Raw genomic sequence first — 20,995 nt, forward strand, 5'->3', positions numbered from 1 at the left:
ACCGGGTCGGCCCGAAGCTTGTAGTATCGGTGCCCATGTCGAAGCCTGACGACTTGCTCGTTGCCATCGCCGCGGCGGTGGAGTCGGAGCAGACCAATCAGATGTCCCTCACCGTCCTGGTCCAGGGCGCCGTCATCACCGGCCGCCTCGCCCCCGAGAGCGTGTGGCGCCGGCGCGTGGCCGAAGTCCTGAAGGACTCGGACCGGCTGGGCCCGTTCGCGGCCATTTTCATGGACGCCGAAACGGCAGCCCTCTCCCCGCGCTCCGCTCAGCCCTCCTATCTGCACTTCCACGTCGCCAGGATCCTCCAGGGCACCGTGGGCATCCCCGAGACCGGAGGGATGTACCGCATCGCGATCAAGGACGTCAGCGCCTGGACGATGGGCGACTTCAGCTATTCCGAGCACTGACGCGAAACCAGCGCCCAGGGCGTATGACCAGGTGACTGCGGTGCCGCCCTACGGGCGCGCCGACGCACTCCGCGCGACCGGCCGGGCACAGTGGGCCTCGGCTGGTGCCGTACCGCGCGGACAGGAGGTGCACCCGGGTGCTGGGATCGAATCCGAAGCCACGGCTGAAGACCAGGGCGGGCCGCGCGGCGGTGCGGGGCGCCGGCCGACTGGACGCGCGGATCCCGCTGGCCACGGTCGTCCGCTCGGTGCTGCGCAAGGTGTTTCCCGACCACTGGTCGTTCCTGCTGGGCGAGCTGGCGCTGTACAGCTTCCTGGTGCTGATCCTCACAGGGGTGTACCTCACCTTCTTCTTCGACCCCTCGATGAACGAGACGGCCTATCAGGGCGCGTACGGGCCCCTGCGCGGCGTACCGATGTCGCAGGCCTACCTCTCCACCCTCAGGATCAGCTTCGACGTGCGCGGCGGGCTGCTGGTCCGTCAGATCCACCACTGGGCCGCCATCCTCTTCCTCGCCGCCATCGGCGCCCACATGCTGCGCGTCTTCTTCACCGGCGCCTTCCGCCGCCCGCGCGAAGCCAACTGGGTGGTGGGCGTGACACTGTTCATGCTGGCCCTGCTAGAGGGCTTCGCCGGCTACTCGCTCCCCGACGACCTGCTGTCCGGCACCGGGCTGCGCATCGCCCAGGGCATCATGCTGTCGATTCCGGTCGTCGGCACCTATGTGAGCAACTTCGCCTTCGGCGGCGAGTTCCCCGGCCACGACATCGTGTCCAGGCTGTACCCGGTACACATCCTGCTGGTCCCCGGCCTGCTCCTGGGACTGGTCGCGCTGCACATCCTGCTCGTCTTCGTCCTGAAGCACACACAGTGGCCGGGTCCCGGCAGGACCGGCCGCAACGTGGTCGGCCTGCCGCTGTTCCCCCAGTACACGGCCAAGGCCGCCGGACTGTTCTTCATGGTGTTCGGCGTACTCGCCGTCCTCGGAGCCCTGGCCCAGATCAACCCCATCTGGGTCTACGGCCCCTACCGCCCGGACGTGGTCTCCACCGGCTCCCAGCCCGACTGGTACATCGGATTCCTGGAGGGCGCCCTACGGCTGATGCCCGGCGTGGAGACACGCGCCTGGGGCCACACGCTGAACTGGAATCCCCTGGTCACCGGCGTCATCCTGCCCGGGATGCTCTTCTCGGTCCTCTACGCCTACCCCTTCTTCGAACGCTGGATCACCAGCGGAACGGGGGAGAGGCACCTCTGCGACCGCCCGCGCAACCGGCCGGTCCGCACGGGGCTGGGGGTCGCAGCCCTGTCCTGTTACGCCGTGCTGCTCGTCGCGGGCGGCCAGGACATCGTCGCCTTCATCTTCGACGTGCCCGTGGGCGCGGTGACATGGGCGCTGCGCGTCGCGTTCTTCGCCGTACCGGTGAGCGCGTACTGGCTGACGAAGCGCCTGTGCCTGGCTCTGCAGGCGCACGAGCGCGAACTGCTGGCCGAAGGCGAGGAGTCCGGCCTGGTGGCCCAGGGCGTAGAGGGTGGTTTCGAGCCCGAGCACCGGCCCCTGCCCGCCGCCGAGCGCCACGTCCTGCTGGTACGGGAGCTGCCGCGGCCGTTGGAGCCCGACGGCGAAGCCCGCGGCGGCGCCCTGCGGCGCCTGGCGCAGCGGGCGCGGGCAGCGATCAGCGCCTGGTACTACCAGGACCGGGTCCGCTACCCCGCGACCGCCGAGCAGCGCCGGAAGATCGCCGTCACCCTCGCGGGACCCGACCAGCGAGCCGACCAGCAGCCGCCCCAGCAGGAAGACTGACCGAGCGCGGCGAGGCCCTCGTCCGCGCCTACTCCGGGTGGCCGAGGTTCTGGAACGCGAAACCCAGGATTCCGGGCAGCAGGACGCCGAAGCCGATGAGGCACAGCCACAGGCCCTCCACCACGCCCAGACCGACCAGCGCGCTGCCCGCCGCCGCCAGTACGGGGAAGTAGCTGCGGGCGGGGAAGTACGTCCGCCGACCGGCGGCATCCCGTACCTCGCTCGTCTTGCGGTCCTCCGGCCGCTCCCCGCCCCGCCGGTACTGCCGCCACAGGAAGGCGGCGACGAGACTCGACATGACGAAGGACACGCAGAGAGCGGCGATGCCCGCCGGCTCGTGCGCGAACCAGCCGTAGACGGCGGTGGTCGCCCCGAAGAACAGGGCTACGCCGGTGAAGACCCAGGCTTCACCCTTCACGGGGCACCTCCGGATGATGCAAGTCGAAAGCGGGGGATTCCGAGCGGATCCTGGGCAGGGCGTGGAAGTTGTGCCGGGGCGGCGGGCAGCTGGTCGCCCACTCCAGGGAGCGGCCCCATCCCCACGGGTCGTCGACGGAGACCCGCTCGCCGTAGCGGTGCGTCTTCCACACGTTGTAGAGGAAGGGCAGGGTGGACAGGCCCAGCAGGAAGGCCCCCGCGCTGGAGATCGTGTTGAGGACCGTGAATCCGTCGCCCGCGAGGTAGTCCGCGTACCGGCGGGGCATACCGGCCTCGCCCAGCCAGTGCTGGACCAGGAAGGTGGTCTGGAAGCCCACGAACAGGGTCCAGAAGTGAATCCGGCCCAGCCGCTCGTCCAGCATCCGGCCGGTGAGCTTGGGCCACCAGAAGTAGAAGCCGCCGAAGGTGGCGAAGACGATGGTCCCGAAGAGCACGTAATGCAGGTGGGCGACGACGAAGTAGCTGTCCGTCAGATGGAAGTCCAGCGGCGGGGAGGCCACCAGCACGCCCGTCAGGCCGCCGAGGAGGAAGGTGACGAGGAAGCCGATGGACCACAGCATCGGCGTCTCGAAGGAGAGCGATCCATTCCACATCGTCCCGATCCAGTTGAAGAACTTCACGCCCGTCGGCACGGCGATCAGGAAGGACAGGAGGGAGAAGAAGGGCAGCAGTACGGCGCCCGTCGCGAACATGTGGTGCGCCCACACCGTCGCGGACAGACCGGTGATGGCGATCGTGGCACCGATCAGGGACACGTAGCCGAACATCGGCTTCCGGCTGAACACGGGAAGGATTTCGCTCACCACTCCGAAGAACGGCAGGGCCACGATGTAGACCTCCGGGTGCCCGAAGAACCAGAAGAGGTGCTGCCACAGCAGCGCGCCCCCGTTGGCCGGGTCGAAGACGTGCGATCCGAACTTCCTGTCCGCCTCCAGGACCAGCAGGGCGGCCGTGAGGACCGGAAAGGCCAGGAGCGCCAGAATCGAGGTGAAGAGGACGTTCCAGGTGAAGATCGGCATGCGGAACAACGTCATGCCCGGTGCGCGCAGGCAGATGATGGTGGTGATGAAGTTGACCGACCCCAGGATCGTGCTCAGACCCGCCACGGCCAGCCCCATGGTCCACAGGTCCGAGCCCGTGCCGGGTGAGTACAGCGGCCCGTTCAGCGGTGCGTACGCGAACCACCCGAACGGCGCCGGCCCGTCCGCGGTCAAGAACCCGGAGAGCACCAGAAGGCCGCCGAAGAGGTACACCCAGTAGGTGAAGGCGTTCATCCGTGGAAAGGCGACATCGGGCGCGCCGATCTGCAAGGGCATGACCGCGTTGGCGAAGCCGGTGAAGGTCGGCGTCGCGAACAGCAGCATCATGATGGTGCCGTGCAGGGTGAACGCCTCGTTGTACTGCTGGTTCGAGAGGATCTGCATCCCGGGACGGGCGAGCTCGGCCCGCATGCCCATGGCCAGCGCGCCGGCGAACAGGAAGAACCCGAAGGCCGTCACCAGGTACAGATTGCCGATCACCTTGTGGTCGGTGCTCGACAGCCACCGAAGCAGGGTGGCGCCCTGGCCTGCCTGCCTCTCGGTCCGCTGCCCGGACCGGTCATCGGGTGGTGCCTCTTCCGGTGAGCGGTCCACCGACGTCATCCGTCCTCCAGAGAGCCTCGCTGCATCGGGAACCCGCGGCCGCCGTGCTGTATCCCTTCCCCCTACAGGCTGTGGCGCCGCGCGAACCGGCGGCGCGCCGGGAAGCACTGCCGTGTACCCCGGGCTGCCGTGCCGTGCCGTACTCAGCGGGCTCATGGGGTGGGGGTGGACGGCGTGGCGCCGGCAAGGGATGCCGGTAAGGCATGATCGGAGCATGTCTGATCGCATCATTGCCGCCTGCGACGGGGCGGCGAAGGGGAACCCCGGCCCCGCCGGATGGGCCTGGGTCATCGCCGACCCGCTGGGCCGGCCCGAGCGCTGGGAGTCCGGTCCGCTGGGCCGCTCGACCAACAACATCGGCGAGCTCACCGCTCTGGAGCGGCTGCTGGAGGCGGTGGACCCGGGGACGTCCATGGAGGTGCGGATGGACTCCCAGTACGCCATGAAGGCCGTGACGCAGTGGCTGCCGAACTGGAAGCGCAACGGCTGGAAGACCGCGGCCGGCAAGCCCGTCGCCAACCGCGAGCTCGTCGAGCACATCGACGAGCTGCTGGCTGACCGGGACGTCGAATTCCGCTACGTTCCGGCTCACCGCGAGGACGGCGACCACCTGAACGCCATCGCGGACCAGGCCGCCAGCGACGCCGCCGTCACCCAGCAGGCCGCGGGCACGGCCCTGGGAAGCACGTCCATGCCGGTACCGGCCCCGGCCCGCAGCGCGCCGTCGCGCCGAGCGTCCACCGCCCCGGCGAAGAGGGCGCCCTCCGCGGCGGCGTCGAGGGGTGGCGGGCCGAGGCCCATCAAGGCGAAGTTCCGCGGCAACTGCCCGTGCGGGAAGCCGTACGCGGCCGGTGACCTGATCGCCAAGCTCGGGACGCGCTGGGGCCATCCCGACTGCCGGACCTCCCCGGCCGAGGCCGAGGGCTCCACGGCGTAGGGGAGGCCCACACTTCGGCCTCCCCGGAATGCGGTCGCCTCGGTGTCATTGATCGGCAAGGGCTTCACGTCGACCCTCGTCCATGTGCTCGCCGAGCGCGGGCTGATCGACTACGACACCCCGATCGGTGTGACTGGGACACGATGACCGCCGTCGTCGCGGAGCAGGAACCGCTGTGGGAGACGGGCACCGACAGCTGCTACCACGGCTGGACCTTCGGCTGGATCCTCGGCGAGATCCGGTCGCTGCTGCCTGGAACGTAGAACGTGAGGACCACCGGGGTCAGGCAGCGCCGAGGGTGGCGGGGGTCGGCCCGTCCGGGCGGACGGTGATGCTGTAGGCCGCCTTGGCGGGGACGGACTGGAACGTCACCGTGTGGGCGGGCAGCAGGTGCTCCAGGAGGACGGTGGACTCGCGCAGGGCGAACTGCAGGCCGAGGCAGGCGCGGGGGCCGATGCCGAAGGGCAGGTAGGCGCCCGGCTGGGTGGGGCGGCCGCCCGGAGTGGTGAAGCGCCGCGGGTCGAAACGCTCGGGGTCCGGCCACAGTTCCGGGGTGCGGTGTGTGAGGTAGGGGCAGACCACGACATCCGTGCCCGCCTCGATCGCGTAGCCGCCCAGCCTGTCGTCCACGGCGGCGTGACGGGGCAGGATCCAGGCCGACGGGTAGAGCCGGAGCGTCTCGTTGACCAGGGCCTGGACGGCCTCCCGGCGCTGCGGTGAGCCCGCGACCCCGCAGGCGAGGGCCTGTTCGCGGGCTTCGGGTTGGCGGTCGAGGAGCAGGTAGAGCCACGTCAGGGTGCTGGCGGTGGTCTCGTGGCCAGCGACCAGCAGCGTGACCAGCTCGTCGCGGATCAGGCGGTCCGTGTACTCGGAGCGCGTGGTGGCGGCGTCGAGCAGGACGTGCAGCAGGCCAGGGCCGTCGGGCCCGGCCGCGCCGTGGCGGGCGGCCTCGATGGCCTGGCGGGCGACGGCGTCGATCCTGGCCAGGTCGGCGGCGACGGCCTCGTGAGCGTCGGCGGCATCGGCGGGGAGGGTCGGCAGGGCGGCCACCACGGCTCCCACGGCGGTCAGTTCGCGCTCGGTACCGGCGTCGAGGGGGTGGCCGGTGAGAGAACGCCAGATGGTGTCCAGGGCGAAACGCCGCATCTCCTCGGCCACGTCGAGGGTCGCCCCGGTGCGGGCGTACCCGGCCCAGCGCCCGGCGGTGGTCCGGGCGGCCCCGGCGATCCGCTGCTCGTAGCGGCGCATGCCGGTACCGGTGAACTGGGACTGCAACAACCGCCGTTGCCGCTTCCACGCCTCGCCCGTGGCGGCGAGGACGCCGTCGCCGATCAGCGGCCGGGCGCGGTGGGAGCGTTTGACGTACCGGTCCGGATGCTGTGCCAGTACGTGCTGGATCGCCTGCGGGTCCGTGACAAGGACCGTGCGCTGCGGCCCCAGCAGGAACGCGGCGACACCACCGAGCCGTTCGCGCGCCCTGGCCATCAGATCGACCAGCTCCCCTCCCTCGGAGCGCCACCGTTCCACGAGGGCGGAGTCCAGCTCGGGGACCGGCCGCCCCGCTCCGGAAGGGTTCGGCGGGACGGGGGCGAGACTGGCTTCGGTGGCCACGCGTCTTCTCCTGTTCGACCGCTGGGTCGGGCCTCTGGCGGAGCGTTGGACATCACGGACTGTACGCGAACGGGCGTGTCCGGTGACAGCCCGCCTCACCCCCCTCGGGGTCGTGGCAGCGCCCGTGCGAGCATGGCGTGTGTCAAAAGTGCTACCGATGAGCAACCTCCCGACGGATCCGCGAACTGATGTCCCGCCGGCCGAGCCACCGAATCCCGCCGTTGGCATCCTGCCCGACGAGTTCCTGCTGTCGGTACGCGCCCGCCGGCCCGAAGCCCTGATCCGGCTCCTGCTGGGCCTGGTCATGACGGGGCTCACCCTGCTGCTCGCGGGCACCGCGCCCGGCACCACGAGCGGACTGGACGCCGATCTGGCCCAAGGCGCCGGCAGCGCACCGCACTTGCTCGTCGACGTGGCCCGGCGCGCCACCCTCCTGGCGCTCGTGATGGTGCCGGTCGCCTTCGTGGCCCGCCGGTTCATCCGCCGCGAGGCCCGGCAGGTCACCGCTGCCGCCGCGGCGGCCGTCCTGGCGTACCCGGCCTGCGCCGCCTTCGGCCTGTGGGCGGCCGACATCGGAGACCCCCTCGTGGCCTGTGTGTTCGCCTTCACCGCCGCGGCCCGGCTCACGCTGCGGCCGCGCTGGCGCGGGCCCGCGGCGGCCGTTCTGGTCCTGCACGCGCTGGTGGTCCTGGCCGCAGGCGACACGGCCGCGCTGGGCCTCGTACAGACCCTGCTGATCGGATGGACCATCGGGCACGGCACCGCCTACGCCGTCGCCCCGCACACCCATCGGCCCACCGGACGGCACCTGTTCGCCAGCCTCCGGCAGGTCGGCCTGGCACCCGCCCGCGCCTACCGCCAGAGCCCCGGGACACCGCTGCGCGAAGAGCGCCGCCGCTACCTCGTACACCAGGAGGACAGCCGCCCGGACCTCGACGTGGTCGTACTGGACAGCCACGCGCGGGCCTCGGGCTTCCTCCGCCAGGCCTGGCAGCGGATCCGGGTGCGCACCGCCCCCCGCGGCCGCGGCCTGCAGTCCATACGCACCCTGCTGGAGCACGAGGCCCTGCTCTCCTACGCCGGCCAGGCCGCCGGAGTACGCACCAGGCGGCTCCTGGCGACGGCGGAGCTGGGCCCGGACGCGGCGCTCGCGGTGTACGAGCACTTGGCCGGACGGCGCCTCGACGAGCTCGCCGACGCCGAACTGACCGACCAGCTGCTGAGTGGCATCTGGGTACAGGTGAACCTGCTGCACCGCCGGGAGATCGCGCACCGCGTCCTGGTCCCGGAGTCCGTACTCGTCGACAGCCGGGGCCGCGTCCACCTCGTGGACCTGGAACGCGGCGAAGTCGCCGCCGGCGACCTGCTCCTGCGCATCGACATCGCCCAGCTCCTCACCACGACCGCCCTTCGCACCGGCCCCCGACGCGCCGTGGCCGCCGCCATCGCCGCACTGGGACCCGACAGGATCGGCGCGGCCGTGCCCCTCCTGCAGCCGCTCGCCCTGTCCCGCGACACCAGGGCCGCCCTCAAACGCCACCGCGAGCAGCTCCGCCCGGCCGATGGCTCACCGGCACCGGCACCCGTACCCGAACTGCTCACGCGGATCCGCGAAGAGATCCTGCGCGCCCGCCCCCAGGCCGACGCCGAGCCGCTGCGCCTTGAACGGCTGCGCACCCGCACCCTGGTCACCGTCCTCGGCGCGGCGGCCGCCGGATACGTGCTCCTGCTCCAACTCTCCGCCGGCAGCGGCAACCCGTTCACCGTCATCGACCAGGCACAGCCCGGCTGGGTCGCGCTGGCGGCGCTGGCCTCGGCCGCCAGCTACCTGGCCGCGACGATGGGCTTCACCGGGTTCGTCCCCGAACGGCTGAAGTTCGGCCGGGCCGGGCTCGCCCAGCTGGCGGGGTCCTTCGTCAACCTCGTCTCGCCCAGCGGCCTCGGCGGAGCCGCACTCAACGTCCGGTTCCTCCAACGCGCCGGCATACCCGCGCCCCAGGCTCTCTCCAGCGTCGGCGTCACCCAGGCCATCGGTCTCGTGCTCCACACCCTTCTCGTCGTCGTCTTCGGCGCGCTGGCCAGTACCGACCACGCCTCCCCCCTGCCCTCCTCCACCGTCCTCACCACCTGCCTGCTATCGGCAGCCGTACTGGCCGGCACGGCCACCGCCGTCCCCGTCGTACGCCGGTGGCTGGCCGCGCGCCTGCGGCCGCTGCTCGCCGGAGTGCTGCCCAGGCTCCTGGACCTGCTTCAGAACCCGGCCAAACTGGCCATGGGCGTGGCCGGGCAACTCCTGATCTCGCTCGCCTCCGTGGCCTGCCTGTACTGCTGCACCCGCGCCTTCGGACTGCACCCGGGCTTCGCCGCCGTCGCCGTCGCCAATCTCGTCGGGGTGGCCGTCGGCTCCGCGATCCCCACCCCGGGCGGAGTGGGAGGCGTGGAGGCGGCGCTGCCCCTCGCCCTGGAGCGGACCGCCGGCATCGCGGAAAACGCTGCGATCGCCCCGGTCCTGCTCTTCCGGCTGCTCACCTTCTGGCTGCCCGTCCTCCCGGGCTGGCTTGCCTTCCTCTGGCTCCAGCGGCGCAAGGCGATCTGACCTGGTGATGCGGCCGGATTCCGCTTCCCGCGGCCGAATGGGCGCCGGTGGCCCGTCGTTGGGTAGGGTGCCGTTCGATATCGGTGTTCTGCGTGGGAGACATGAGTTGATGAGTGGTCAGCAGCCGGACCGGAGTAGTGCGTCTCAGGTCTTCCAGCCTCTCGCGGGAGACGACCCGAAGACCGTCGCCGGATACCGGCTGGCCGCCAAACTCGGCGCAGGCGGCATGGGCAAGGTGTTCCTGTCGTACACGCCCGGCGGCCGGCCCGTGGCCATCAAGGTGATCCGCCCGGAATTCGGTGAGGACCCCGAGTTCCGCCGCAGGTTCGCCCAGGAAGTGCGCTCCGCGCAGCGCGTGCAGGGCCTGTTCACCGCGCCCGTCATCGATGCCGACACCGACGGGGCCCAGCCCTGGCTGGCCACCGCCTACGTACCGGGCCCCTCGCTCGCCGACGCGGTCGTCGCGCACGGGGCGCTGCCGGTCGAGGCGGTACTGCTGCTCATCGCAGGCATGGCCGAGGCCCTCCAGGTCATCCACGGCGCGGGCATCGTGCACCGCGACCTCAAGCCGTCCAATGTGCTGCTCGCCGCCGACGGCCCCCGCGTCATCGACTTCGGCATCGCCTACGCCGCCGACGCGACCTCGCTCACCGGCAGCGGCGTCGCCATCGGCACGCCCTCGTTCATGGCCCCGGAGCAGGCCGCGGGGCGCAAGGTGACCCCGGCGACCGACATCTTCGCGCTCGGACAGGTCGCGGCGTACGCGGCGACGGGCTCCCCGGCGTTCGGCGAAGGCACCTCGCACGGCGTCCTCTACCGGATCGTCCACGAGGAGCCCGACCTCAGTGGGGTCCCGGAGCGGCTGATGGAGCTGGTCACGCGCTGCCTCGCCAAGGACCCCGAGGCCAGGCCGTCGGTCGCCGAGGTCATCGCGCTCTGCCAGTCGGCGAACGCCGAGACGGTGCTGCGGCGGCCCGAGGACTGGCTGCCGGCACCGGTCAGCGCCGACATCACGGCCCGAGTGGCGGCCCCTGCCCCGCTCCAGACCCCGCCGCCCCCGCCCACGGCTCCGGCGACTCCTCCTCCCACGGCTCCGGCGACGCCCGCTCCGGCGGCTCCGGCCGCCGCGCCGGTCGCTCCGGCCACCGCGCCGGCCCCCGCCACCGCGCCGCCCGCGGCCTACTCGCCGACCACGCCCGCGGCTCCGGCCACCCCGCCTCCCGGCTACGGCCCGTCCGCCGCCCACTCGCCCGCCGCGCCGGTGGCCCCGACCGCCCAGACCGCCCCGACCCCCGGCTACGGGCCGTCCGCGACGCATCAGCCTCCGCAGCCCCATCAGCAGTACGGCCCGCCCGCTCCGGCGCAGGCCCACGCGTACGCCCCGACCCAGTTCCCGACCCAGTTCCCGACGCACGCGCAGACGTACCCCGCGCACCCCGGCCACCCCATGAACCCGGGGCCCCAGCCCCCGAGGCGCGCGGGCAAGCGGGGCACGGCCGTCGCGCTCGCCGCCGCGCTGGTCTTCGGCATCGGGGGCGCGGGCACGGCGTACGTCCTTCTCAAGGACAAGAACAAGCAGACACAGGGCACCGGCTCCTCTCAAGGCGGCAGCTCGTCGCAGGGCGGCAGCTCGTCGGAGGGCGGCACCCCTCCGCAGGGCGACCAGAAGAGCACCGGGGGCGCGCAGGGGAACTCGAAGGCGAGCCCCAAGCCCGATCCGAAGCCCGCCGACTACAAGAACATCAACCTCACCACCGGCTACCACCTGACGCTCGGGGACGACGATGTCCGGCCCCAGAAGGGTGAGGACGGCGGGTTCGAGCTCTCCTACGACACCGGCGGGTATCTCGACGCGGAGAGCACGGGCGGGAACATGGTGCTGCTCGATCCGGGTCAGGAGGGATCCCTGGCCGCCTGCCGCGCCGACACCCGGTTCACCGAGACCGTCCAGGTGAATAAGCTTTCGAAGGGACGGCAGGTGTGCGTCACCACGGGCTCGGGACACATGGGTCTGGTGACGGTCCAGGGTTTCTCGTCGGAGGACTCACCCAGTAAGTACATGACGCTGGACCTCACCGTCTGGCACAACGCCGTCAGCGTCAGCTCGGGCAGCTGACGGGGCCTTCGCGGGTCAGGTGCCGGTGCCGCGCTGCTCGTTGCTGGCGTCCCGGAGCTGACGGGTGTGGTCGCTGATCGCGTCGACGCGGTCCGCGAGGTCCGCGTGTCCGGGGTGCAGGTGGCCCCGGGTGGCGGTCAGGGGGCCGACCAGCCGCGCGGCGTCGTTGTCGGCGAGCGCCCGCGTCACGTCGCCGACCGCGGCCTCGGCGGCGGCCGGGAGGTCGGTGAGCGCGGTGATCTGGCCGGCGAGTTGGCGCAGGCCGCCGGCGTTGTCGCGGGCCCATGCCGTGACACTGCGCTCGGCGGCCCGTCGGTCGCGGACGGCCTGGACGCGCTGTTCGCCGGTGGTGTTGGCGGCGCCGGGGCGCAGGCGCAGGTATCGGCGTTCGGCGGCCTGGCGGCTGGCGACGCCGAGGGGCGGGGCGAGATCCGCCCAGCTCGCTCCGGCCGCCCGGGCGGTTTCGATCAGGCCTGCCTCCCATCCGGCGAGGTGCTCGCGCACCTCGCGCAGGAGCAGCAGGGACGCCAGGGCCGGGTGCGGACCGCTCTGGGGCGCCGCTGTTCCCGGTTCGCCTTCCTGGGCTTCACGCACAGCCTGGACAATGACCTCCAGAGCCGCCGCGGTGGCGAGGAAGGAGGCGGGCGCGGGCCCTGGCCCCGGGAGACGGGTGGGCTCATCGGCTGCGGTCACGGCACGCTCCGTTTGATCGTCATCTTCTCGATGACGACCTATCTGTCATCGCCTGGATGACATCTTACAACAGATGCACGTTGAAGCGCATGGGCGGGCACTGACCGAACCGCCTGGACGTGGTCTCGGCGGCTCACGCCATGTGAAGGCCCCGGGTCACGTGAGAGGGCGCAGCCGTGACGGGGTATGAGGGGAATCCGGCGCGAGGGCGGCCTCCGGTGTGGTGGCGAGACTGCTCCCCGCCCGCCAGGCCGACCAGTCGAGGTTCCAGTCGCCGATGCCGTTGTCGAACGGCGCCATCCGCTCCCCGCCGCTGTTCACCACCTCCACGATGTCCCCCTCCCGGACCGTACGGAAGAACCAGGCGGCGTCCTCGGTGCTCATGCCCGTGCAGCCGTGGCTGACGTTCTCCTCGCCCTGCGCCTCGACGGACCAGGGCGCGGCGTGCACGTACTCGCCGCTCCACGTCACCCGGGTCGCGTAGAAGACGGGCAGGTCGTAGAACTCGCTCGTGCCGCGCTTGATGCCCACGGAGTCCCCGCGCATCCGGACCTTGTACTCCTTGCCCAGCACGACCTTGACGCCGCTTCGGGTCCGGAACCCCGCCTTGCCGGTGGTGACCGGGATGGTCCGGATGACCGTGCTGTTGCGGCGAACGGTCATCTCGTGGGCGGCGGAGTCGGTGACCGCCTCGATCCGGTCGCCGATGGTGAGCTGCAGGGAGTCCGAGGGGCCGCCGTAGTCCTGGTCGCCGACCTCGACCCCGTCGAGACCGCTGCGTACGCGTACCTCGGCGTGGGCGGGCCAGTACGTGCGCGGCCGGTAGTGCAGGGTCGATTCGTCGACCCAGTGCCAGGCGCCCTCGACCTCCGGCTCCGAGGTCACCTCGAGCGCCCGTTCCAGCCTGGCCCGGGCCGGGCGGTCCGTGGCGGGGACCGGGTGGCTGAGGGCGGCCGTCACGATCTGTCCTGCGCCGTACGTCCCGGGCCTCGGCCCGAACTCCACCGTGAGCCTGCCCTCGTCGGTGGGCGGCGCGGTGCGGAACGCCATGGTCACACCGACCGGCACCCCGGCCGCGTCCTGCGCGCCGACCCGGACCGTGTACACCTCACCGGCCCGCAGCGGCTCGGTGTTGGTCCAGTGCCGGCCCTCCGGGCCCAGCTCGCCGCCGACGTGGCGCCCGTGCTCGTCGTGGACGGTGACATCCGTGAGCTGCCCCGGCTCGGCGAGGGCGATCTCGAACGGACCGTCGGCGTCCGTGGGCAGTACGACCGTTCGTTCCGCCCGGGGCGATTCGCGGGACGACGGGTCCCGCAGCACCGACCCGGCCCCCCGGGCGGTGGCCAGCACCCGCTGCTGCCGCCATCCGCTGCACGGCGCGACCCGCAGCGCCTCCACCGCGCACCGCCCGGCGATGCTGCCCCGACCGTCGTCCAAGGCCCTTCCGACCAGCAGCATGACGGATGCCTGCGAACCCCCGGCCGGCTGCTGCCCGGTCTCCGGGCCCGGAGCCGCGGCGACCACGAGAGCGGCCCCGGTCACCGCGGCCGCCACACTCCATACCTTGCCCCCTCGCCGCTGTTGCGCCTTTTGCTCACGGGTCGTCGATGACATCGCCACGCAGCCCTCCCAGATCGTCGCCCACGGCCGTATGGCAGCATCAAAACGATTGCGGGCCAAAATGATGATCATGGACTCGGTCCGTGCCGCCGAACGGGCACCCAAGACGACTCGTACGGAGCAACATCAGAGGCAACGGGCGTCAGCGGGGCTGCATCGATGCAGCCCACCTCAAGCGCTTGCCGAGGCTGCCGCGGCGAGGCGCCTGACGTGTTGCCGCCCGCGGCGGTGAACCACCATGGCCGACAAGTCCGTTGCCCATCCGGGCACCTGTGGGCACACTCGATCACCGGTTGATCACATCGTCACCACAGGGGGAACACATCATGAGATTCCGTATGCCCGCACGCGGCCTGGGCCGCACCCTCGCGGCTCCGGCGACCGCGGCGGCTCTGGTACTCACCGCAGGTCTGGCCGGTGCCGGTGCCGGTGCCGCGCACGCCGCGCCCGTACCGGACGGCGCCTTCAACTGGTCCGGAGACCAGGGGGACGGCTGGTCCGACCAGGCCCGCTGGTACGGGACCGGGCAGGGCGACACCTTCGACGCCACCGCTTCGGCGGACCGCAACTCGGTCCGGGTGGTCATCAACCGTCCGGGCGATTCCTGGACCGCCGAGTTCGCCGCGCCCGCTGGGCAGGCGCTGGCGGTGGGCACGTACGAGAACGCGGTCAAGGTCCCCGAGATGCCGGGTACGGCCCTCGCCGCTCCGAGCCTGTTCGTCAACGGGTACTTCGGCGGCTGCGCCACCCTGAGCGGCCGCTTCGTCATCACGGAGCTCGAATTCGGTGAGGACGGCCTCGTCAAGAAGTTCGCGGCAGGCTACGAGCAGGACTGCGACGACCGCTCGGAGCTGCTCGGCAGCGTGCAGGTCAGCGACGTGGCGCCGCCGAAGCCGATGGAGCTCGGCATAGCCGTCAACCCCACCGGCAAACTGGTCAAGGGCAAGGCCACCCTGAGCGGCACGGTCACCTGCACCAAGCCCGCCCGGCTGCACGTGTTCGGCTCGGTCACCAAGGAGCAGCCCGCGTACGTGATGGGCGGCTACGGCGTTGAGGTGGACTGCATCCCCGGCAAGGCGATTCCGTGGAAGGCGCCGGTCACCGTGCACACCCCCGAGGCCGGCACCCCGCTGGTCAAGGGCGAGGCGAAGGTGAACGCCAACGCGATGGGGAAGGACCCGGACACGGGCACCGACGAGTTCGGCAGCTCGATCGTCTTCGTGAAGCTCAAGCCGTAGCCGCCCGGGGTCGCGGCGGCGCGGGCTGCCGCGGCCCAGGTCAGGCGCTTGCGGACCGCTGCCGGTCAACTCGGGGGTGACGCTGGGCTTGTCGATCGATACCTGAACGTCTGTCAGGCCTTCGGATCGAAGGGGCATGGACGATTGCACCGTTGGAACGTCTGTTACTGTGCGCGCTCCTGGATGTTCATCCACCCGTCCATCTTCCTCTCGAGCGCCCCGCGCCCGAGGTCGTTGCGAGGTGTCTTGTACGTGTACAGCACTCCGTTTTCCCCCGTCGAGGCCAGATCCGCCCGCGCCCGCATGGGCCTGACGACGGCCCAGGTGGCTCAGTCCATGGCAGCCTGCGGCACGCCGGTCCACCCCGATCTGGTCGCGTCCTGGGAGCACGGCTCCCGACTGCCGTCGGATCAGCAACTCTTCACCCTCGCAGACGTCTTGTGGTGCGACACGACGGCCCTGATGGGCGTCGAGCCGCGCACCTTGGCGGAGTACCGGCTGGCCCGCCAGCTCACGGTGGAGCGCCTGGCCTACCGCATAGGCATGGACCCGCACGAGTACCGTGCGGCGGAGGCGGCACAGAACTGGCATGGAGACACCTGGCAGACCAGGGCGCTGGTGGAGGCCTTGGGCCTCTCCCTGCGCAAGCTCATCGGGATCATGGGCCGGGTCGATGAACTGGCCGGCCATCTGCGGACGGCCATCGGCGGACGGTGGAAGGTCCATGTCGATCCGGTGGCGGAGATCGTCGTGGTCGACGCGACCAGCGTGGGGGACGCGCTGCGTACGATGCACGCCGAGTTCTCGGAGTTCTCGGAGCGGTACATGGGACATCTGGTCGCCCTGAACGACGACGCACGGCTCAAGGAGATCACCGCCGAGCGTGCCGCTTACTTGACCCGACTCGTCGACCACTTCTGGGAGTTGATCGGCGAGGCCGGCGAGGCACCGCCGTTCCCCACGGGAGGCCGCTGACGTACGCTCCTGCGCGTCCCGGGCGCCCGCACGACGGGCCGGGGCCGGGAAGAGACGGCGTCCTCCCGGCCCTGGCCCTGGTGCCGACCTTGCCTGGCCGCAGCCCTGACCGTGGGGTGCCTCAGTGAGCGGGCGCCGCCGCCCCGGCCTCCCCGACGTCGTCCCAGTCGATCTCCATGCTGGTGCGGCTGGTGAAGACGTTGAAGAGCAGATTCAAGACGATGGCCGTGACCGCGCCCAGCGTGATGCCGCTGTTGAGCACGGCCCGCAAGTTGTCCGGCATCCGGTCGAAGAACGGCGCGACCGTGGTCGGCAGCAGTGCCGCGCCGAGACTGACCGCCAGGATCAGGGCGTTGCGCTCCTCACGCAGGTCGACCTTCCCCAGGATCTGGATGCCGACCGCGGCGACCATGCCGAACATCGAGATGGCCGCCCCGCCGAGCACCGGGTGGGGGATCGCGGCGACCAGGCTGCCCGCCTTGGGCAACAGCCCCAGGGCGACCATGAACACACCGGCCGCGACGACCACGTACCGGCTCATGACCTTGGACATGCGCACCAGGCCGATGTTCTCGGCGAACGCCACGTAGGGGAACGAGTTGAGGACGCCGCCGAGCACGGTGGCGACGCCATCGGCGCGCAGAGCCCTGGCGACCGTGTCGGTGTCGACCCGCTTGCGGGTGATCTCCCCGATGGCGTAGACGTCCCCGGTGGTCTCCACCATCGTGATCAGCATGACGACCAGCATGGCGATCACCGGGAGCGGCTCGAACCGCGGCATCCCGTAGTGGAACGGCGTGGTGACCCCGAACCAGTCGGTGTCCCGCACCGCCGAGAAGTCGACATCGCCGAAGAGCCATGCGACAGCCGTGCCGGCGATGAGCCCGAGCAGGACGGCGAGGCTACTGAGGAAAGGTTTCCCCACCCGGGTCACGGCCAGGATGAAGAGGAGGGTGCCCAGCGCGTAGGCGAGGTTCTTCGGATCCCCGTACGCCGGGCTCCCGATCAGCTGCGCACCGCCGGCCGCGTCCTGGAGGGCCACCGGGATGAGGGTGATGCCGATGATCGTGAGGATCGTACCGATGACGATCGGCGGGAAGTACTTCACGAGCTTGCTGAAGACCGGAGCGAAGAGGAAGGTCGCTATGCCTGCGGTGATCACCGCCCCGTAGACGACGAGCAGGCCCGCGGTACCGCTGCCCGCCCCGGTGCCGATGGCGATCATGGGGGAGACCGCGGTGAAGGTGACGCCTTGGACCAAGGGCAGCCTGGCGCCCACCTTCCAGACCCCGAGGGCCTGGATGATCGAGGCGATACCGCAGGTCAGGAGGTCCGCGTTGATGAGGTGGACGAGCTCTTGGCCGGAGAGCCCCAAGGCGTTCCCGAGGAGGATGGGAACGATGACCGCCGCCGCGTAGAAGGCGAGGACGTGCTGAAAGCCGTAGAGGGCGAGCTGGGGGATCGGGAGCAACTCGTCGACAGGGTGCGTGTGCTGCTGCCGGGAGGACTGTCGGGGGACGTGCGTTGCCATCTCTGCCTTGCCTTCGCGAGGTAGGTGAATGAGAAGACCGCCGCCCTCCAGCCCTGGGTGACAGGACGAGGGCAGGCCGGCTCGTACGAGCCGACGTCGGGCGGTGTTGCCGACACCACGTCGCTCCATACCGCGATTTGGTCCTGGATTGGCAGGACGTCCTTCGATCGATGCACTGAAGGCGTGCTTCTTCTTGGGATCCGAAGGAAGCTCGACCGAGGTCGCTCACCATAGCCAAATGATGTGTTTCCTCGCGAGTAACCGGGAGGGCCTGGGGCTGCCCGCGAACGCCGGGCGGCCCCACGCCGCTCGCAAAGCGGGCGTTTCGGGCCCGGCGGCTCAGCCGCAGAGCCGCGCCACGCGCTCCAGCTCATCCGCCAGCAGCCCCGGGTCGCGCGGGCCGATGTGCGGAGCGGGCAGTGACCGTACGCGGAAACGGTTGCCCGGGGTCAGCTCGTCGGCCTCCTTGATCATGAGGTCCTGGAGCGCCGGCGGAATCGTGCGGTCCTCGGTGAACCGCAGATACGTGCGGGGGATCCGGCCCCACTGCTCCGGCAGGCCTCGGGCATCGGTGACACCGATCGCGGCCGACTCGTCGGGTTCGAGGATGTTGAGCAGGGTCCGGACCTCGTCGTCGGAGTAGTCCGCGGCCAGCGCCTCCTTGGCGATCCGGAAGAACGCCGGGTCGCTGGACCGCCAGTTGACCCGGGTGATGCCCAGTTCGGGCGGGGTTTGCACGGCGGCCATCTGGAAGATCGCGCTGGAGGCCCCCTCCGGCGTGGCCAGGAATTCCGCCATGCTGGACCGCTTGGCGGGGCAGAAGGCTGAGACGTAGACGAGGTGGGAGATCAGCTCGGGCACCTGATTGGCCACCGCGTTGAGGGTCGCCCCGCCCAGGCTCTGGCCGACCAGGACCACCGGGCCGAGCCGGTGCGCCCGCCGCAGCACACCGGTCACATGGTCGGAGAAATCGGCCAGGGTCACCTTGCTGATGGGCGAGGGCTCCGTACGCAGGCGCTCCAGGTCCTGCGGGGCCTGGTAGGAGGGCGGAAGGTACGCCCCGGGCCCGTGCCCGGGCAGATCGACCGCCACGGCGCGCATCCCGCGCAGGGAGAGCTCGGACAGAACGGGATTCCACGCGTAGGAATTGCTGCCGGACCCGTGGACCAGGACGAAGGTGGGCGCCGCGGGCCGCGTGTCAGTTGCGTGAATCGTGTCAGTCGTGTCAGTCGTGTCATCCATGTGAGCAAGTTAAGAGTTGACCATCCGATGATCATCCAAATTCGGCCACGCGGCACCGCGGTCGAGGCCGACAACATGAAGCCCCGGGAGCCAGGGGCTCCCGGGGCTTCATGCACTTCGCTGACCGCCCGGTTAAACGAAGCACCGCCGTTGTGGTTACGGGGGCCCGCTGATACGAGAACGGTGCGCGCGGATGAGATCGGGCAGGGCGTCACTGGCCCGCGGGCGCTGGTCGCGCGGCCTCGCGGACGTGAGGGAGTCTCAGGTGGCCGGGCTCGGCCGGGAGCCGTGCCGTACGGCCCGGGCTTTGCCCCGGCGCCCGTGCAGCAGCGCGTCCAGGGACAAGGCAGGGGCGCCGGCCAGGATCAGGGGGGTCCAGGCCATCAGGTAGACCAGGTCATTGCCGTAGTAGTACGGATCGGTCGGCCAGCTGATGGTCAGCCACAGGCTGAGCGAGATCAGGGCGCCGCCCAGGGCCGCGACCCGCGTCAGCAGACCGGCCAGGGCGCCTAGTCCTACGGCCAACTCGCCGAGGGCCATCGCGATGCCGAAGCCGACCGGGCTGTTCAGGGACAGGTCGACCAGCCCGGGTACGGCCGCGGAGCCCCGAACGGCTTCCATCTGCTGCCCGATTGAGCCGTCTCCTGTGGCCGACAGGAACTCCGGGTCGGTCAGCTTGTCCAGGCCGGCGTAAACGAAGGTGACGCCGAGGAAGAGGCGCAGCGGCAGCAGCGCGTACTGGGCTGCCCTGGCGCACAGGTCTGAGGATGTGGTGTTCACGTCGTGCACACGGCGCGACCCGGGTTGTGGTTCGGCCGGATCCGGGACGAGTAGGTTGAACCGCCGGGCGCATTCTGACGTGTTCCTGCTGAGGCCGGGGAGGCGTGAGATGCTCCGGTGCAGTTCAGGGACGACGAAGGAGATACGGCAATGGACGACACCACACGCCGACGCACGGTCCTCGCGGCAGGCGCCGCCACGCTGGCGGGAGGCGTTCTGAGCGGCTGCGGCAGCGACAGCGGTTCGGGCGGTTCCGACGGCGCGGCCGGCGCGGGCGGCAACGCGGGAGCCGGGGCCCCGGCGGGCGGCGGCGGCCAGGCGCTCGGGGAGACCTCGGAAATCCCGGTCGGTGGTGGCAAGGTGTTCAAGGATCAGAAGGTGGTGGTCACGCAGCCGGCGGCCGGGGAGTTCAAGGCGTTCTCGGCAACCTGCACGCATCAGGGCTGCTCGGTCGCTTCGGTGACGGACGGACACATTGTCTGCCCCTGCCACCAGAGCCATTTCAAGATCGAGGACGGCGCCGTCGCGGGCGGCCCCGCCAACCGCCCTCTCCCGGCGGCGAAGATAACCATCGACGGCACCAAGATCTCCCTCGGCTAAAGCTCTGGATGCCGGGCGGCCTCGGCCGCCCGGCGCAGGAGCACCCGGACTCAGCGCCGCCTTGCCGGCGCCCGGCGCCGATGGGCTTCGCGCCGGCGGCGGGCCGCCTCCACCGCCTTAGCGCTGCGGAAAGCCGCGGCGTCCTCACACCCGGCCGAAAGGCGCCCGCCTGGGTCCGGCTGCTCGTTGATCGGCTGGTTCCGGACGAGTTGTGGGGTGCTGTTCCGGCGGGTGGTACCGCCGACGGAGGTGAGGCGGCCGCAGGGTGGGGGTGTGCCGACGCCGGACGGGTGACGGTGAGACTCTGGCGGGGATGCCCGCCGTGGCGAAGGCGGCCTGGGCTGCGGGACTGTGCGAGAAGGCAGCTGGAGCACACGAGATCAACCGCGTGCGACGAACCGAGCAGAGGGCTGCTCACACCACTGCAGCCCACCGTTAGAAACGAAGCCTGAGTGCCAACGCCGTGGTCAGTTGATGGATTCGCCGTCGTGGCTGCCGCGCACGCACTTCCAAATGCCGGCACCGGAGTCGTACTCCACCGTTCCGCCACCCTTCACACACGCCGGCCCGCCGATGGCAGTCACAGCAGGTACGGCCGCCTGTGCAACGGGACCCACGGCGCCAAGAGCGGCCAGCATCAGAGCGGCGGTGAACCCGAGAAGTCGTGTACGCATGGGAGCTCCTGTGGGGATGAGCGACACCAACACATCACGACCAGCTTCACCCTGTGCCGCGTCCAGCGCACCCCGATGGCTGCTCC

General features: G+C 70.9%; 17 protein-coding genes. 8 read left to right on the forward strand and 9 right to left on the reverse strand.

Annotated features, from left to right (window positions below):
• The first annotated feature begins 35 nt into the window (after positions 1 to 35).
• Both J7I97_RS14985 and J7I97_RS14990 read left to right on the forward strand, forming a co-directional pair.
• Positions 36 to 410 (forward strand): hypothetical protein, encoded by a 375-nt coding sequence (locus J7I97_RS14985; RefSeq protein ID WP_214934983.1) that lies wholly within the window; start codon positions 36 to 38, stop codon positions 408 to 410.
• Between the two features lie 137 nt (positions 411 to 547).
• Positions 548 to 2,215, forward strand: a complete 1,668-nt coding sequence (locus tag J7I97_RS14990) for a ubiquinol-cytochrome c reductase cytochrome b subunit (RefSeq protein WP_214934985.1) — start codon at positions 548 to 550, stop codon at positions 2,213 to 2,215.
• Between the two features lie 28 nt (positions 2,216 to 2,243).
• Here the strand turns inward: J7I97_RS14990 and J7I97_RS14995 are convergent, their stop codons facing one another.
• Positions 2,244 to 2,633: a cytochrome c oxidase subunit 4 gene (locus J7I97_RS14995; RefSeq protein WP_214934987.1), complete on the reverse strand. Its 390-nt coding sequence runs from the start codon at positions 2,631 to 2,633 to the stop codon at positions 2,244 to 2,246.
• Positions 2,623 to 4,296, reverse strand: a complete 1,674-nt coding sequence (gene ctaD / locus J7I97_RS15000) for a cytochrome c oxidase subunit I (RefSeq protein WP_214934988.1) — start codon at positions 4,294 to 4,296, stop codon at positions 2,623 to 2,625. Before ctaD ends, J7I97_RS14995 begins: the two co-directional genes overlap by 11 nt.
• Positions 4,297 to 4,510: 214 nt before the next feature.
• On the opposite strand from ctaD, the gene J7I97_RS15005 reads away from it, so the two are divergent.
• The gene (locus J7I97_RS15005) at positions 4,511 to 5,233 is read left to right on the forward strand and encodes a ribonuclease H (RefSeq protein WP_214934990.1); all 723 of its coding nucleotides are present in this window, start codon (positions 4,511 to 4,513) and stop codon (positions 5,231 to 5,233) included.
• Positions 5,234 to 5,515: 282 nt separating this feature from the next.
• On the opposite strand, the gene J7I97_RS15015 is transcribed toward J7I97_RS15005, so the two are convergent.
• Positions 5,516 to 6,844, reverse strand: a complete 1,329-nt coding sequence (locus J7I97_RS15015) for a cytochrome P450 (protein WP_308369392.1) — start codon at positions 6,842 to 6,844, stop codon at positions 5,516 to 5,518.
• 157 nt (positions 6,845 to 7,001) lie between these two features.
• Here J7I97_RS15015 and J7I97_RS15020 point away from each other — a divergent pair, with 157 nt between their 5' ends.
• A complete protein-coding gene (locus J7I97_RS15020; RefSeq protein WP_214934996.1) occupies positions 7,002 to 9,440 on the forward strand; it encodes a lysylphosphatidylglycerol synthase transmembrane domain-containing protein in 2,439 nt (812 codons plus the stop codon).
• A gap of 109 nt (positions 9,441 to 9,549) precedes the next feature.
• Positions 9,550 to 11,556 (forward strand): serine/threonine-protein kinase, encoded by a 2,007-nt coding sequence (locus J7I97_RS15025; protein WP_214934998.1) that lies wholly within the window; start codon positions 9,550 to 9,552, stop codon positions 11,554 to 11,556.
• A 15-nt stretch (positions 11,557 to 11,571) separates the two neighbouring features.
• Here the strand turns inward: J7I97_RS15025 and J7I97_RS15030 are convergent, their stop codons facing one another.
• Positions 11,572 to 12,249 (reverse strand): HSP18 transcriptional regulator, encoded by a 678-nt coding sequence (locus J7I97_RS15030; RefSeq protein ID WP_214935000.1) that lies wholly within the window; start codon positions 12,247 to 12,249, stop codon positions 11,572 to 11,574.
• Positions 12,250 to 12,405: 156 nt separating this feature from the next.
• A complete protein-coding gene (locus J7I97_RS15035; protein ID WP_308363836.1) occupies positions 12,406 to 13,803 on the reverse strand; it encodes an Ig-like domain-containing protein in 1,398 nt (465 codons plus the stop codon).
• 392 nt (positions 13,804 to 14,195) lie between these two features.
• Here J7I97_RS15035 and J7I97_RS15040 point away from each other — a divergent pair, with 392 nt between their 5' ends.
• Both J7I97_RS15040 and J7I97_RS15045 read left to right on the forward strand, forming a co-directional pair.
• Positions 14,196 to 15,107, forward strand: coding sequence for a hypothetical protein (locus J7I97_RS15040; protein ID WP_214935002.1), 912 nt, complete (start codon positions 14,196 to 14,198; stop codon positions 15,105 to 15,107).
• Between the two features lie 252 nt (positions 15,108 to 15,359).
• Positions 15,360 to 16,082: a helix-turn-helix domain-containing protein gene (locus J7I97_RS15045; protein WP_214935004.1), complete on the forward strand. Its 723-nt coding sequence runs from the start codon at positions 15,360 to 15,362 to the stop codon at positions 16,080 to 16,082.
• A 121-nt stretch (positions 16,083 to 16,203) separates the two neighbouring features.
• Here J7I97_RS15045 and J7I97_RS15050 read toward each other — a convergent pair whose 3' ends face one another.
• The 3 genes from J7I97_RS15050 to J7I97_RS15060 form a co-directional block, all read right to left on the reverse strand.
• Complete coding sequence (locus tag J7I97_RS15050) at positions 16,204 to 17,613, reverse strand: nucleobase:cation symporter-2 family protein (protein WP_214935006.1); 1,410 nt, start codon at positions 17,611 to 17,613, stop codon at positions 16,204 to 16,206.
• 339 nt (positions 17,614 to 17,952) lie between these two features.
• Entirely contained in the window at positions 17,953 to 18,855 is a 903-nt protein-coding gene (locus J7I97_RS15055; protein WP_214935007.1) for an alpha/beta fold hydrolase, read from the reverse strand.
• A gap of 261 nt (positions 18,856 to 19,116) precedes the next feature.
• Complete coding sequence (locus J7I97_RS15060; protein ID WP_308363835.1) at positions 19,117 to 19,635, reverse strand: DoxX family protein; 519 nt, start codon at positions 19,633 to 19,635, stop codon at positions 19,117 to 19,119.
• 150 nt (positions 19,636 to 19,785) lie between these two features.
• On the opposite strand from J7I97_RS15060, the gene J7I97_RS15065 reads away from it, so the two are divergent.
• On the forward strand, positions 19,786 to 20,235 hold the full coding sequence (locus J7I97_RS15065; protein WP_214935012.1) for a Rieske (2Fe-2S) protein: 450 nt from the start codon (positions 19,786 to 19,788) through the stop codon (positions 20,233 to 20,235).
• 467 nt (positions 20,236 to 20,702) lie between these two features.
• Here J7I97_RS15065 and J7I97_RS15070 read toward each other — a convergent pair whose 3' ends face one another.
• On the reverse strand, positions 20,703 to 20,909 hold the full coding sequence (locus J7I97_RS15070) for a hypothetical protein (RefSeq protein WP_214935014.1): 207 nt from the start codon (positions 20,907 to 20,909) through the stop codon (positions 20,703 to 20,705).
• Between the last annotated feature and the right edge of the window lie 86 nt (positions 20,910 to 20,995).

Origin of the sequence: Streptomyces sp. ISL-87 (assembly GCF_018614095.1) — a bacterium.
GTDB lineage: Bacteria > Actinomycetota > Actinomycetes > Streptomycetales > Streptomycetaceae > Streptomyces.

Excerpts from the sequence above, each read along its gene's own strand:
- J7I97_RS15005 (WP_214934990.1), top strand. The coding sequence starts at position 4,511 with ATGTCTGATCGCATCATTGCCGCCTGCGACGGGGCGGCGAAGGGGAAC.
- J7I97_RS15070 (WP_214935014.1), bottom strand. The coding sequence starts at position 20,909 with ATGCGTACACGACTTCTCGGGTTCACCGCCGCTCTGATGCTGGCCGCT.
- ctaD (WP_214934988.1), bottom strand. The coding sequence starts at position 4,296 with ATGACGTCGGTGGACCGCTCACCGGAAGAGGCACCACCCGATGACCGG.
- J7I97_RS14985 (WP_214934983.1), top strand. The coding sequence starts at position 36 with ATGTCGAAGCCTGACGACTTGCTCGTTGCCATCGCCGCGGCGGTGGAG.
- J7I97_RS15020 (WP_214934996.1), top strand. The coding sequence starts at position 7,002 with ATGAGCAACCTCCCGACGGATCCGCGAACTGATGTCCCGCCGGCCGAG.
- J7I97_RS15050 (WP_214935006.1), bottom strand. The coding sequence starts at position 17,613 with ATGGCAACGCACGTCCCCCGACAGTCCTCCCGGCAGCAGCACACGCAC.
- J7I97_RS15025 (WP_214934998.1), top strand. The coding sequence starts at position 9,550 with ATGAGTGGTCAGCAGCCGGACCGGAGTAGTGCGTCTCAGGTCTTCCAG.
- J7I97_RS15065 (WP_214935012.1), top strand. The coding sequence starts at position 19,786 with ATGGACGACACCACACGCCGACGCACGGTCCTCGCGGCAGGCGCCGCC.
- J7I97_RS15040 (WP_214935002.1), top strand. The coding sequence starts at position 14,196 with ATGAGATTCCGTATGCCCGCACGCGGCCTGGGCCGCACCCTCGCGGCT.
- J7I97_RS15055 (WP_214935007.1), bottom strand. The coding sequence starts at position 18,855 with ATGGATGACACGACTGACACGACTGACACGATTCACGCAACTGACACG.